The sequence below is a fragment of the Undibacterium hunanense genome (genome assembly GCF_014284335.1).
GTDB lineage: Bacteria > Pseudomonadota > Gammaproteobacteria > Burkholderiales > Burkholderiaceae_D > Undibacterium > Undibacterium hunanense.
In genome coordinates this window covers 19,313-32,529 of record NZ_JACOGF010000017.1, presented here as the reverse complement: position 1 = coordinate 32,529, position 13,217 = coordinate 19,313, and the positions used below count along the sequence as shown (strand labels likewise).

Here is a 13,217-nt window from a genome sequence, read left to right as displayed (position 1 = left end):
GCACACAGTACTTTGGTACCGAATTTTGCTAAATGCGGGAGCTGCAACGCGGCTGGGACGGTTTTGCGTAAGCCCTGACTAATTCACCCGCGTGACCGCCCTGATACCATCGGTAATGAAACGCAGCAGGTGCGGTGCGGCCAGGTCGGCCTGGCGGGCGGGGCACAGGCCGTCGGACAGGCGTTCTATCCGGGTATCGACGACGTGGTGCAGCAGGGCACCCAGGGCGAACTGATAGCTCCAGTAGATGCTGTCGGCGGGCGCATGGGGCAGGGCATCGTGCAGTGCAGCGATGAATTCACGGGCCATGGGGTCATAAAATTCGCGGGTGATGCGTTCGCTGGCTTCATGCTGGTCAATCACACCTCGCATCACCATGCGTGAAAAATTGGCGCCTTCGGCTTTTTCGTTGAGCTTGAGTACCGGCAGCACAAAGGCGGCGATAATGGCTTCAAGTGCAACACCGGGTGGACTATGCAGGCGTGCATGACGCAGGCCGTTCAGGCGTTCTGCGATATAGCCGCTATGGTGTTCATAAATGGCGTGATATAGCTCATTTTTGGCACCGAAGTAATAACCGATCAGGGCGATGGGTACCCCGGCCTCATGCGCGATGTCGCGTATGGAGACGCCTTCATAGCTTTGTGCGGCGAAGCATTTCTCGGCGGCAATGAGAATTGCGCGCTTTTTTCCACTTAGTTCTTCAACAGAGCTCATGAGCTGATCCGACCAAATTGGCAAGCATGCGAAAGTATATAAATTAATGCAAAACTTTGCCGAATTGTACGGTCGTTCAGTTTATTGTCTATGCGCACTGCAACATAGCTCAACTTGTTGACAGGCTTTGTTGTATGCACAAAGTTTGGGCAAAAATGGCTTGTATTTGCCTGACAGCTGCCATACATTGCATCAAAATAGAATGAACGTATTTTTAACGTCATACTGGTTTTATTTAGTTTGATTATCCTGAATTGAAAAGCGACATTTTCATGAGTGACACCACCCGTATCGATAAATGGCTATGGGCAGCCAGATTCTTTAAAACCCGCAGCCTGGCCACCAATGCCGTAGAGCTGGGCCGCGTCATGCAAAACGAGCAGCGCATCAAGCCTGCCCACAGTGTCAAAGTCGGAGACCTGATCGAGGTACAGCAGGCAGAGCAGGTCTGGCAGGTCAGGGTAATGCGCATACTGGAAGTACGCGGTCCGGCGACGGTTGCCCAGACCATGTATGAAGAAACCGCTGAAAGTGCCGCAAAACGCGCCAAAGTGGCAGAAGACAGAAGGTATTTCCGTGAACCGACGGCGACCATGACAGTCAGGCCCACCAAGCGCGACAGGCGGCAGCTTGACCAGACTCGTGGTTCAGACTCTTGAATCCGGTTTTAAAGACGGCAGGCAAGACTGGTAGATAAGGCAGGTAAATAAGGTAGGTAAATTAGGTATAAGCAGAATCAAAGGAGTAAAAACATAATAGATACTCTCCTCTAAAGACGGAATCTGGTTTGACATTTCATGCGCTGTGCATAATAGTACGAGCGTTCGATAAATTCATTTGTTTGCATCACTTTTTTATATTGGTCCATGTAAGCATGAATCTTCTCAACACAATCAATGTAATATGAATATGACATCAAAATTCATGCGCAAGGGGGAATTGACCCGCGCCGCCATTCTGGATGTAGCCCTGGACGCTGCCAGCCGCGATGGCATTGAGGGGCTGACCATAGGCTTGCTGGCCGACAAGATGAACATGAGCAAGTCTGGCGTGTTTGCCCATTTTGGCTCGCGTGAAGACTTGCAGATCGAAGTGCTGAAGCTGTATCACCATCATTTCGAGCAAGAGGTGTTTTATCCAAGCATGAAAGAAGAACGTGGCCTGCCGCGTTTGCAGTCCATGTTTGCATTATGGGTCAAGCGCGTCACGGTAGAGATTGCATCTGGCTGTATCTATATCAGCGGGGCAGCTGAATACGATGACCGGGCAGGGCCGATCAGGGATGAGCTGGTAGGTATGGTCCACGCATGGCAGGGTGCCTTGCACCGCGCCGCAGCACAGGCGATACAACTCGGCCATTTGCGGGATGATGTCGAACCTGAACAGATTGTGTATGAGATGTATGGCCTCATATTAGCCCTGCACCATGATGCGCGTTTCTTGCGCAAGCCGGGTAGTGTAGGTCGTGCCGAAGTCGGATTTGAACGAATGATCGAGTATTACGCGCCGGTGCAGGTTACAGCCTGAATTTGACAGGCTTTGACAGGCTTTTACAGACACCATCGCAAAAAATTTAGTATCCACATTTACCGTTATAACTTTGCCGTCAGGAGAAAATCATGGGTCAATATATCGCTCCATTGCGTGATATGCAGTTTGTGTTGCATGAGCTGTTGAATGTAGAAGAAGAATTGAAACAGCTGCCCAAGCACGCTGATGTTGATGGCGACATCATCAACCAGATTTTGGAAGAAGGCGGCAAATTTACTGCCAATGTACTGTTCCCACTGAACCACTCCGGTGACCGCGAAGGCTGCCACCACGACAAGACCAACCACACTGTCACCACACCAAAAGGCTTTAAAGAAGCCTACAAACAATATGTGGAAGCGGGCTGGCCTGCATTGTCTTGCGACCCGGAATTTGGTGGTCAGGGCTTGCCACTGGTGGTCAACAATTCTTTCTATGAAATGTTGAATTCATCGAACCAGGCATGGTCCATGTACCCAGGCTTGTCGCATGGCGCTTACGAATGTATCCATGAACACGGCACACCAGAACAAAAATCTCTGTACCTGCCTAAGCTGATTTCTGGCGACTGGACTGGCACCATGTGCCTGACCGAGCCACATTGCGGTACTGATCTGGGCATGCTGCGCTCCAAAGCAGAACCACAAACTGACGGTAGCTACAAAATCACAGGCGCAAAGATTTTCATCTCTGCCGGTGAACACGATATGGCTGAAAATATCATCCATCTGGTACTGGCACGCTTGCCAGGTGCACCAGAAGGCTCCAAAGGTATTTCCCTGTTCATCGTTCCTAAGTTCCTGTCGAATGCAGATGGCAGCATCGGTGAACGCAATCCTATTTTCTGTGGCGCGATCGAAGAAAAAATGGGTATCCACGGCAATTCCACTTGCCAGATGAACCTGGACGGCGCAACCGGCTGGCTCATCGGTGGCCCGCACAAGGGTTTGAATGCGATGTTTGTGTTCATGAATGCCGCACGTCTGGGCGTAGGTATGCAAGGTCTGGGTCTGACAGAAGTTGCTTACCAAAACGCGCTGGTCTACGCCAAAGACCGTATCCAGATGCGCAGCCTGTCTGGCCCTAAGGCACCGGACAAACCAGCTGACCCTATCATCGTCCACGCTGACGTACGCCGCATGTTGTTGACCGCAAAAGCCTATGCTGAAGGTGCACGTGCATTCTGTTCCTACGTTGCTCTGCAACTGGATAAAGAATTCAACCATCCTGATGAACAAGTGCGTAAGGATTGCGCTGACGAAGTTGCCTTGCTGACACCAGTCATCAAAGCCTTCATCACCGACAATGCATGGACAGCGACTTCTGAATGCCTGCAAGTCTACGGTGGCCACGGCTTTATCGCCGAATGGGGTATGGAACAATATGTACGCGATGCCCGCATCAACATGATTTATGAAGGCACGAATACGATTCAGTCCCTGGATTTGCTGGGTCGTAAAATCCTGATGGACAACGGTGCAAAACTGCGCAAGTTTGGTGCCAAGGTACAGGCTTTTGTTGAAGCCAATGGTACCAACGAAGCACTGGCAGAATTCATCACACCATTGGCTGATCTGGGCGACAAAGTCACCAAGCTGACCATGGAAATCGGTATGAAGGCCTTCCAGAACCCGGATGAAGTCGGTGCTGCTGCCGTACCTTATCTGCGCGTAGTCGGTCATCTGGTTTACAGCTATTTCTTCGCACAAATGGCCAAGATCGCTCTTGAAAAGCAGGATTCAGGCGACAAATTCTATATCTCCAAACTGGCAACAGCGCGTTTCTATTTTGCCCGTTTGTATCCGGAAACAGCAATGCTGATCCGCCAGGCACGTTCTGGTTCTGCCAATTTGCTGGCACTCGAAGCTGACTTGTTCTAATCAAACATGCGTTCCATCCTGCTCTTGCAGGATGGAACGTCCTACCTGAGGTTAAAAATGACCAATTTCATCGTTAAAAAAGTCGCCGTTCTGGGCGCTGGCGTGATGGGTGCGCAAATTGCTGCTCACTGTATCAATGCAAAGATCCCTGTAGTGCTGTTTGATTTGCCTGCCAAGGAAGGTCCGAAAAACGGTATCGTCCTGCGCGCCATCGAGAATCTGAAAAAACTCAATCCTGCGCCACTGGGTAACAAGGATGACGCAGCACTCATCGAAGTAGCCAACTACGAAGACAACCTCGACGTGCTGGCCGGTTGCGACTTGATCATCGAAGCCATTGCAGAACGCATGGACTGGAAACATGATCTGTACAAAAAGGTTTCACCGCACATTGCACCGAATGCGATTTTCGCATCCAACACTTCCGGCCTGTCCATCACTGCCCTGTCTGATGGCTTTGATGCAGAACTGAAAGCCCGTTTCTGCGGCGTGCATTTCTTCAACCCACCACGCTATATGCATCTGGTGGAATTGATCCCTACCGTCGCTACTCGTCCAGAAATCATCGACCAGCTTGAAGGTTTCCTGACAACGTCATTGGGCAAAGGTGTAGTACGCGCCAAAGATACACCTAACTTCATCGCCAACCGCGTCGGTATTTTCGGCATGTTGGCAACGATTTATGAAGCAGAAAAATTTGGTCTGACTGTCGATGTCGTCGATGACCTGACAGGTAAAAAACTGGGCCGCGCTTCTTCTGGTACTTTCCGTACTGCTGACGTGGTTGGTCTCGATACCATGGGCCATGTCATCAAGACCATGCAAGACAATCTGTCTGATGATCCTTTCTTTGCTGTCTACAAAACACCTGAAGTGCTGGCCAAACTGGTCGCTGCAGGTGCACTGGGTCAAAAATCCGGTGCAGGCTTTTACAAAAAAGTCGGCAAGGACATCCAGCGCCTGGATTTCGCCACAGCACAATATGTGACTGGCGGTGCCAAGGCTGACGATGTCGTCGCCCGCATGTTGAAAGAAAAAGACCCGGTCAAGAAAATGAAGACCCTGCGTGAATCGACCAATGTACAGGCGCAGTTCCTGTGGGCGATTTTCCGTGATGCCTTCCACTACATCGCCGTCCATGGCGCAACGATTGCCGACAATGCACGCGACATCGACTTCGCCATGCGCTGGGGCTTTGGCTGGAATGTAGGCCCGTTCGAAACATGGCAGGCATCTGGCTGGCAAGAAGTTGCTGGCTGGGTCAAGGAAGATATCGACGCTGGCAAGGCGCTGTGCAATGCACCGCTGCCAGCCTGGGTACTGGATGGACGCACGGGCGTACATACTGCCGAAGGTTCCTGGTCACCAGCCAGCAACACTTACGTGCCACGTTCCACACTGGCTGTGTACGATCGTCAGGCATTCCGTGCGCCAGTACTGGGCACAGGCGTGGCAACTGGCGCAACTGCCGGTACAACCTTCTTTGAAGATGAATCTGTCCGTATCTGGCATCAGAATGACGATGTACTGGTTCTGTCACTGAAAACCAAGATGCACGTGATTGGCCCGGGCGTTATCGAAGGTATGGAAAAAGCCATCGCTGAAGCCGAGAAAAACTTCAAGGGTCTGGTCATCTGGAGTGCAGACGCGGCTGACGGCGGTGCCTTCTCAGCCGGTGCTGATTTGCAAGCCATGCTGCCTTTGTTCATGTCCGGTGGTGTGAAAGCAATCGAACCAGCAATCTCCCGCCTGCAAAATGCGCATCAGGCTTTGAAATACGCGAATATCCCTGTGGTTGCTGCCGTATCTGGCCTGGCACTCGGTGGTGGTTGCGAATTGATGATGCACACAGCCAAACGCGTGGCATCCATCGAATCTTATATTGGTCTGGTTGAAGTGGGCGTAGGCCTGGTTCCTGGCGGTGGCGGTTTGAAAGAAGCAGCAGTACGTGCAGCGGCAGATGCCAAAGGCACGGATTTGCTGCAGTTCCTGAAAAACTACTTCACCAATGCAGCTACAGCCGCCGTCTCCAAATCTGCGCTGGAAGCACAGAAAATGGGCTATTTGTCTGCCGATGATGTCATCGTCTTCAATCCTTACGAATTGCTGCACGTTGCGAAAGTTGAAGCACGCGCCATGTTTGACGCCGGTTACCGCGCCCCTATGCGCAAACTGGTGCCAGTCACTGGCCGCCATGGTATCGCCACAATTGCTGCACAACTGATCAATATGCGTGATGGTGGCTTCATCTCTGCGCATGATTTCAAACTGGGCAAAATGATTGCTGAAGTGGTCAGCGGTGGTGACATCGATAATGGCAGCCTGGTCAGCGAACAGTGGTTGCTCGACATGGAGCGCAAAGCGTTTATGGAATTGCTGAATCATCCAAAAACACAAGAGCGCATTATGGGCATGATGCAAACTGGCAAGCCAGTCCGTAACTAAATAGAAAGGCTTACAGACCAAAAACCCTTGGACACCGAGACACGGAGACACAGAGATGGCACAGAGAACACCCTGTTGTTTTGAATTTCTCCGTTTTTCCTCTGTGTCTCTGTGCCTCTGTGGTGAGGGGTTTTTGAAGAGTAAGCCTGAGCTGACCTTAACGAATTGAGGTAATCAAAAATGACTAAACAACTCCAAGACGCCTATATCGTCTCTGCTACCCGTACCCCGATCGGCAAATCTGGTCGTGGCATGTTCCGTAACACCCGCCCTGATGACTTGCTGGTGCGCGTACTGCAATCTGCTTTTGCACAAGTACCCAACCTTGATCCCAAGCTGGCTGAAGACGCAATCATCGGTTGCTCTTTCCCTGAAGGCCCGCAAGGTTTGAACCTGGCACGTATGGGTATCTTGCTGGCAGGTTTGCCTAACACTATCGGTGGCGTCACCATCAACCGTTATTGCGCATCCGGCATCACTGCCGTTGCGATGGCGGCAGACCGCATCCGCGTTGGCCAGGCTGACGTCATGATTGCTGGTGGTGTCGAATCCATGTCCATGGTACCGATGATGGGGAATAGCCCATCCATGAACATGGCTATCCTGAAAGACGAAAACGTAGGCATGGCTTACGGCATGGGTCTGACCGCAGAAAAAGTTGCCCAGCAATGGAAAATATCGCGCGAAGCGCAAGATGCATTTGCCCTGCAATCGCACCAACGTGCCATCGCCGCGCAAAACGCTGGCTACTTTGATGCTGAGACAACTTCTGTCGACATCATCGACCGCGTGCCTAACCTGGCAACGGGTGAAATCGAATTGAAAACCCGTACGGTCAGCCGTGACGAAGGTGCACGTCCAGACACATCTATCGAAGGTCTGGCAAAACTGAAACCTGTATTCGCAGCCAAAGGCAGCGTCACTGCAGGTAACAGCTCGCAAACTTCTGACGGTGCAGGTGCCCTGATCCTGGTCAGCGAAAAAATCCTGAAAGAATTCAACCTGACACCACTGGCACGTTTCGCCTCTTTCGCAGTACGCGGCGTACCACCAGAAATCATGGGTATCGGTCCTAAAGAAGCCATCCCGGCAGCATGTCGTGCCGCTGGCATCACCCAAGACCAGATCGACTGGTTTGAATTGAATGAAGCCTTTGCAGCACAATCCCTGGCCGTGGTACAAGACCTGGGTCTGGACCCTGCCAAGGTCAACCCTATGGGCGGCGCGATTGCCCTGGGCCACCCACTGGGTGCGACTGGCGCGATCCGTTCTGCAACGACTATCCATGCCCTGCATCGCAACAACCTCAAATACGGCATGGTCACCATGTGCGTAGGTACGGGTATGGGCGCTGCCGGTATTTTTGAACGCATGTAAGCTGCTTGCCTGAACAAAAACAACCGCGCAGACTGTATTTTCTGCGCGGTTTTTTTTAATGAGCTGAGTTTGAAGGAGCCATGATGGAGACGGTACAAATTATCACTGCTGACGGCACGGCGCTGACAGCAAAAAAGTTCACACCCTCAAGCACAATAAAATCAGTCGTCGTTATGCCGGCGGCCATGGGCGTGAAGCAGAATTTTTACGAACCCTTTGCCGAATTCCTGGCAGAGAATGGCATTGCCGTACTGAGTTTTGATTACCGTGGCATGGGTGAATCCATACCCGCGCAATACCGCAATTCATTACGTGGCTTTGATGCTGATATCCTGGTCTGGGCAGAGCGTGACTACAATGCTGCTCTGAAAACTGCCAAGGAATGGCAACCCAATGTGCCCCTGCTCATTGTCGGCCACTCCCTCGGCGGGCAACTGCCTGGCCTGGTACCTGACAACCATCTCATCGATGGTATGCTGACTGTAGGTTGCGGCAGCGGCTACTGGCGCGATAATTCACCGCAGTTGAAGCGCTTTGTCTGGCTCATGTGGTATTTTCTCGTGCCTTTGTATACCCGCATCTGGGGTTACTTTCCCGGTAAAAAAATGCGCAAGGTCGGTGACTTGCCCAAGGGCGTGATTTATCAATGGTCACGCTGGTGCCGCAGCCCTGAATATTTTGTGGAGAAAGATGGCAGCCCCATGCAGACCGGCCATCATAAAATCCACAAGCCCATACTGTGCATGAGCTTTACCGATGACGAAATGATGAGCCGTCGCAGCATAGACAGCATGCATGATTATTACAGCAACGCGGCAGTGGAACGGCGTTATATCCATCCCACGGAAGTGAATGCAAAGCGTATCGGACATTTTGGATTTTTCCGTCCGCAGTTCCGCAACACACTTTGGCAGCAAGCCTTACAATGGCTCACTACTGCACCACAATCCACCTGATCAATACCTCATAATTAAGAGACTACAACAATGGATATCCTGACCCACAAAGAAAACGGTATTTTGACGATCAACTTCAATCGTCCGGAAAAGAAAAACGCCATCACCCAGGCCATGTACCAGGCCATGGCAGATGCACTGCGCGATGCAGAAACAGACGTGGCAGTGCGCGCCATCCTTATCACCGGCAAGCCAGAAATTTTCACTGCTGGTAATGATCTTGAAGACTTCATGAAGAATGCCCGCAGCCTGGCCGAATCAGATGCCGTGCCACCTGTCTATCAATTCATGCAGGCACTGAATGAATCAGGCAAGCCAGTGATAGCCGCCGTCTCTGGCGCCGCAGTTGGCATAGGTACTACGCTGCTCATGCATTGCGACCTGATCTACCTGGCCGACAATGCCAAACTCTCGATGCCCTTCACCCAGCTTGGCCTGTGCCCTGAGTTTGCCTCCAGCATGGTATTCCAGCAAATCGTTGGTTATCAACGCGCCGCAGAAAAACTCATGCTGGGCGAAGCCTTCAGTGCGGCTGAAGCATTTGAAATGGGCTTCGTCAATAAAGTATTGCCACTGGAAGAATTGCTGCCATACGCCCAGCAGCAGGCAGCCAAACTGGTTGCCCTGCCAGCCGCTTCCATACGCGCCACCAAACGCCTGATGAAAGGCGTACAACCTGCCGCCATCAGTGCCAAGATGACAGAGGAAAACAAATACTTCTCGGCCATGCTGAATGCACCAGAAGCAAAAGAAGCTTTCATGGCATTCTTCCAGAAGCGTAAACCGGATTTTAGCCAGTTCAATTAACATTGAATGGCTTGTTAGGTCAGATCTTTAAGAACGCACGAAATTGATTACATCTTGTAGCGCAAGGTCAGCAGCAATTCACGAGGATTGCCCACAAAGTTGCCGCTGGTCGCTCCGCCGATGTTGCGATAGTAGTGCTTGTTGAAGAGGTTGGTGCCGGACAGCGCTACTTCGATATTTTTTGCAGCCTGGTAAGCGATTCTTGCATCAAACGTGGCAAAACCGCCTGTCGTCATCGTCTGCTGAGGAATCGCATAGCGATCAATTACATAGCGCTTGCTGGAAATGTAAACACCACCTCCTGCAGTCCATTTCGAGAGCTCGTCCGGAAGCCGGTAATTTGCCCACAGTTTGACAATATGCTTTGGCGTATAGGTTTCGAAATCACCATTGGTGTTGAGGCTGGCATCCAGATACCTGGTGGTGGTCAGCGTGTAGCCGGCAAGCATGTCCAGACCGGGCAATAATTCTCCGGAGATTTGCGTTTCAACGCCCTGGCTGCGTGCTTTACCTTGGGGATAGTAAGTAAAGCTGGGGTCGGACGGGTCTGTCTGCGCGCGGTTCTTTTCTGTTATCCGAAACAAGGAAAGCGTGGCGTTGAGCGTCTTGTCGAAATATTCGCCCTTGATTCCCAATTCCTGCTGGTCGCCAACGACTGGCTTGAGGATATGGTTGTTGACGTCGCGGGTGAATTGCGGGGTAAAGATACCGGAGTAACTGGCGTAGACCGTGTGGTTGGCATTGATGTCATAGATCAGACTGATATTGGGCGTGATCTTTGCGTTGATCGAGTCGCGCAGTACGTCTGAGCCGGCACCGTATTGGACGTCATTTTTCCACCAGCTCATGCGGGCGCCGATAACCAGAGTGAGCGGGTCCGTAATGCTCAGGCGGGTGTTGGAATAGACTCCCATCTGTTTTCCGTGCGTGATCCAGGGCGACTGCTGGCTACCAAATACAGGCATGGCGTAGTTCGAACCGGCTATATTCGTGACGACAGACTGAAACGGTGATGTGGATTGCGATTCTCGGGAATATTGTAAGTTTGCGCCGACCGTCAATTGATGTTTGCGTCCAAAGAGCGAGAACGGACCGGCAAGAAAGGCATCCATCCCGTTTTGATCTTCGTCCCAAATCCCGCGAAACGGATAGGCCGTGTAGTCGCCAGTGACCGGATCAGCAGGGCTGATCGGTGAAGACGTCAGCAAATTGTTGCGATGCTGGAGCGCTGTGATACTCACTTTGCCGAGCCATTGATTGTTGAACTTGTGCTCGAGTTCAAGGAATTCCGACGTCGTCTTGTAGTTGTTTCTGTTCCAGTCTTGCGCCATCGAGCGTGCGGTCGGGATATCCAGAAAGGTGTAGTCGGAATAGCCGGGGAAACCATTCCAGGGGACACGCTGGGTCAGGTCCTGATATCCCAAACCCATGCGGAGTACAGTCGTTGATGTCAGGTTGGCTTCAAGCGTGGCGTAAACCTGATCGTCTTTTCGATAATCATTGTCCTGTGCAAATTTGCGATCCTGGTGAGCAGCGGCAATGCGTCCCCGCAATGAACCGGACTCGTTCAGCGGTGTGCCGATATCGACTTCACCGCGGTAATTGTTATAGGAACCGGCTGATGCATCCGCGCTGAATTGCAATGCATCCGGCGCGCGTTTGCGTACCATGTTGACGGCACCGCCAGATCCGCCCAGCCCATTGAGCAAACCAGCCGGTCCGCGCAGCACTTCGACCCGGTCAAACATGATCAAAGCAGGGCTGGAGGCACTGTTGCCGTTATTGATGGTGACGCCATCGTACTGGATAGCGTCCACCGGAAAGCCACGTGCATAGAACATCATCCGTTCAGAGTCGCCGTCACGTACCGTGACGCCGGGAACATAGCGCATGGCATCTTCCAGCCTGTGCATGTTCTGGGTCTGGATCTGTTCTTGCGTCACTACGCTGACGGACTGGGCGATTTGGCGTTGCGCCACCAGGATTTTGGAGCCGACTGCCACATCCGGATTGACACGCCCGGAGATTGTCTCCAGTTGTGCGCTAACACTAATCTCCGGCAGGATTTGTTGCATGCTGACGGCGGGTTTGGTTTGTACTGTAATAACGTTGTTACCCGGCACGACCATCAAGCCAGAGCCAGTCAGCGCCTGTTCCAAAGCCTGGCCCAGTGTCATATTGCCTTCGATGGCATCTGCGGACTTGCCGCTGACCAGTGAGGAATCGACCGAGATGGCGACGCCAGCCTGACGGGCGATCGCATTGAGCGTTTTGCCTAGCGTTTGGGCGGGAATCGAATATTTCTGTGTAGACGACAGGATCGTGCTGGCGACTTGTGCCTGGGCCGAATGGGGGATCGCCATTAGCGACAGTGCTGCTGCACACGCCAGCACCAGGGTGGACACGCGGTGATGCTTGCGGCGATGCTCGCGGTTTGGGGCCTGGCGCGACATTGGCGTATTTCGTCGCTTCGTTTTCGTACCGGTACTCATTGTTGCTTCCTTTTTTGATCGGTTGATTTTTGTGAACTCAGCATGCAGACGGACGAGCAGGGTAATACCGGACAAATATTTTTGAATAATTGGATTCTTGTTTATAGCTAGAACCCATCCTTATTGCTGAAATGAGTTCTGGTTGCTTTTCAATAAGCAAGGAGCAGGGATTGATGCGGTGCTGCTATTTTGTCAATGAAGAGCTGCAGGAAAATGTCAGGCGGATATAAAAAACGGCTGCTTTAGCCAAGCAAGACGCATCTCTAGTGTATGTCCCGTTTTAGCCGCCTCTTGCAAAGATATTTGGCAACATCCCGGGATACTTGGTAATATTCACGGCTTAAATGAGAATGAGTTTCATTTATTATTGAAAATAAAACAGGAATTTCGCCGGATTTTTGGCGATTTCAGTAATGGTGTCATTCTTAAGTCAGGTCAGATGCTCAAGACAGTGCGGGGGCAAGCTATAGGATTTTGGTCGGTATGGTCCAGCATTATTATCAGGAGCTGGTGGGTTTTTTTTCCCACACCCTAAGAAATCGCGACGCAGCAACAGATATCGTGCAAGAGTGTTATGCGCGCGTTCTCGCTATGGATCCGTCTGTTGCGATTGCCGAACCCAGGGCTCTGCTGTACAAGATCGGCAAGAATCTCATTGTCGATGACGCCCGCAGACGAAATGCGGAAGCGCGGATGCTAGCCACACTGGCACTGACCGGAAGCGATGAATTGCCTTCGGTCGAGCACGAGGTGATGGTCCGCCAGCAGCTTGACCGTCTGCTGGCACGATTGGCCAGAATGCCGGGCAAACGTCGCGAAGCTTTTATCATGGTGCGTGTATATGGTTACAGTCATCGCGAAGCGGCTGAACATCTTTGCAGCAGCGTGGCTGCGATCGAAAAGCATGTGGTACGCGCCGTGCTAGACTGCATCGATATGACCTGTTGAAAGACGGGTTGATTGTTTTTGAGTCGTTAATCAACACTATGAATCTCATTTTCTTTTTCACAATG

At 51.7% G+C, this 13,217-nt stretch carries 10 protein-coding genes; 8 read left to right on the top strand and 2 right to left on the bottom strand.

Annotation, left to right across the window (positions count from 1 at the left end):
- Positions 1-78 precede the first annotated feature (78 nt).
- A complete protein-coding gene (locus H8L32_RS24040; RefSeq protein ID WP_186950192.1) occupies positions 79-717 on the bottom strand; it encodes a TetR/AcrR family transcriptional regulator in 639 nt (212 codons plus the stop codon).
- A 272-nt stretch (positions 718-989) separates the two neighbouring features.
- On the opposite strand from H8L32_RS24040, the gene H8L32_RS24035 reads away from it, so the two are divergent.
- From H8L32_RS24035 to H8L32_RS24005, 7 genes are all read left to right on the top strand, one after another.
- On the top strand, positions 990-1,376 hold the full coding sequence (locus H8L32_RS24035) for an RNA-binding S4 domain-containing protein (protein ID WP_186950190.1): 387 nt from the start codon (positions 990-992) through the stop codon (positions 1,374-1,376).
- A 265-nt stretch (positions 1,377-1,641) separates the two neighbouring features.
- The gene (locus tag H8L32_RS24030) at positions 1,642-2,244 is read left to right on the top strand and encodes a TetR/AcrR family transcriptional regulator (RefSeq protein WP_162061746.1); all 603 of its coding nucleotides are present in this window, start codon (positions 1,642-1,644) and stop codon (positions 2,242-2,244) included.
- A gap of 92 nt (positions 2,245-2,336) precedes the next feature.
- Positions 2,337-4,127 (top strand): acyl-CoA dehydrogenase C-terminal domain-containing protein, encoded by a 1,791-nt coding sequence (locus H8L32_RS24025; protein WP_186950188.1) that lies wholly within the window; start codon positions 2,337-2,339, stop codon positions 4,125-4,127.
- A gap of 57 nt (positions 4,128-4,184) precedes the next feature.
- A complete protein-coding gene (locus tag H8L32_RS24020) occupies positions 4,185-6,572 on the top strand; it encodes a 3-hydroxyacyl-CoA dehydrogenase/enoyl-CoA hydratase family protein (RefSeq protein WP_186950355.1) in 2,388 nt (795 codons plus the stop codon).
- A 180-nt stretch (positions 6,573-6,752) separates the two neighbouring features.
- Entirely contained in the window at positions 6,753-7,949 is a 1,197-nt protein-coding gene (locus H8L32_RS24015) for an acetyl-CoA C-acyltransferase (protein WP_186950186.1), read from the top strand.
- Positions 7,950-8,032: 83 nt separating this feature from the next.
- Complete coding sequence (locus tag H8L32_RS24010) at positions 8,033-8,905, top strand: alpha/beta hydrolase family protein (RefSeq protein WP_186950184.1); 873 nt, start codon at positions 8,033-8,035, stop codon at positions 8,903-8,905.
- Between the two features lie 30 nt (positions 8,906-8,935).
- A complete protein-coding gene (locus tag H8L32_RS24005; RefSeq protein ID WP_186950182.1) occupies positions 8,936-9,712 on the top strand; it encodes an enoyl-CoA hydratase in 777 nt (258 codons plus the stop codon).
- 47 nt (positions 9,713-9,759) lie between these two features.
- On the opposite strand, the gene H8L32_RS24000 is transcribed toward H8L32_RS24005, so the two are convergent.
- Positions 9,760-12,075 (bottom strand): TonB-dependent siderophore receptor, encoded by a 2,316-nt coding sequence (locus H8L32_RS24000; RefSeq protein WP_186950180.1) that lies wholly within the window; start codon positions 12,073-12,075, stop codon positions 9,760-9,762.
- A 612-nt stretch (positions 12,076-12,687) separates the two neighbouring features.
- Here H8L32_RS24000 and H8L32_RS23995 point away from each other — a divergent pair.
- Positions 12,688-13,152: a sigma-70 family RNA polymerase sigma factor gene (locus H8L32_RS23995; protein WP_186950178.1), complete on the top strand. Its 465-nt coding sequence runs from the start codon at positions 12,688-12,690 to the stop codon at positions 13,150-13,152.
- The last annotated feature ends 65 nt before the right edge of the window (positions 13,153-13,217 follow it).

Coding starts and splice junctions, on each gene's coding strand:
- H8L32_RS24005 (WP_186950182.1), top strand. CDS start 8,936: ATGGATATCCTGACCCACAAAGAAAACGGTATTTTGACGATCAACTTC.
- H8L32_RS23995 (WP_186950178.1), top strand. CDS start 12,688: ATGGTCCAGCATTATTATCAGGAGCTGGTGGGTTTTTTTTCCCACACC.
- H8L32_RS24020 (WP_186950355.1), top strand. CDS start 4,185: ATGACCAATTTCATCGTTAAAAAAGTCGCCGTTCTGGGCGCTGGCGTG.
- H8L32_RS24035 (WP_186950190.1), top strand. CDS start 990: ATGAGTGACACCACCCGTATCGATAAATGGCTATGGGCAGCCAGATTC.
- H8L32_RS24025 (WP_186950188.1), top strand. CDS start 2,337: ATGGGTCAATATATCGCTCCATTGCGTGATATGCAGTTTGTGTTGCAT.
- H8L32_RS24040 (WP_186950192.1), bottom strand. CDS start 717: ATGAGCTCTGTTGAAGAACTAAGTGGAAAAAAGCGCGCAATTCTCATT.
- H8L32_RS24000 (WP_186950180.1), bottom strand. CDS start 12,075: ATGGCGATCCCCCATTCGGCCCAGGCACAAGTCGCCAGCACGATCCTG.
- H8L32_RS24010 (WP_186950184.1), top strand. CDS start 8,033: ATGGAGACGGTACAAATTATCACTGCTGACGGCACGGCGCTGACAGCA.
- H8L32_RS24015 (WP_186950186.1), top strand. CDS start 6,753: ATGACTAAACAACTCCAAGACGCCTATATCGTCTCTGCTACCCGTACC.
- H8L32_RS24030 (WP_162061746.1), top strand. CDS start 1,642: ATGCGCAAGGGGGAATTGACCCGCGCCGCCATTCTGGATGTAGCCCTG.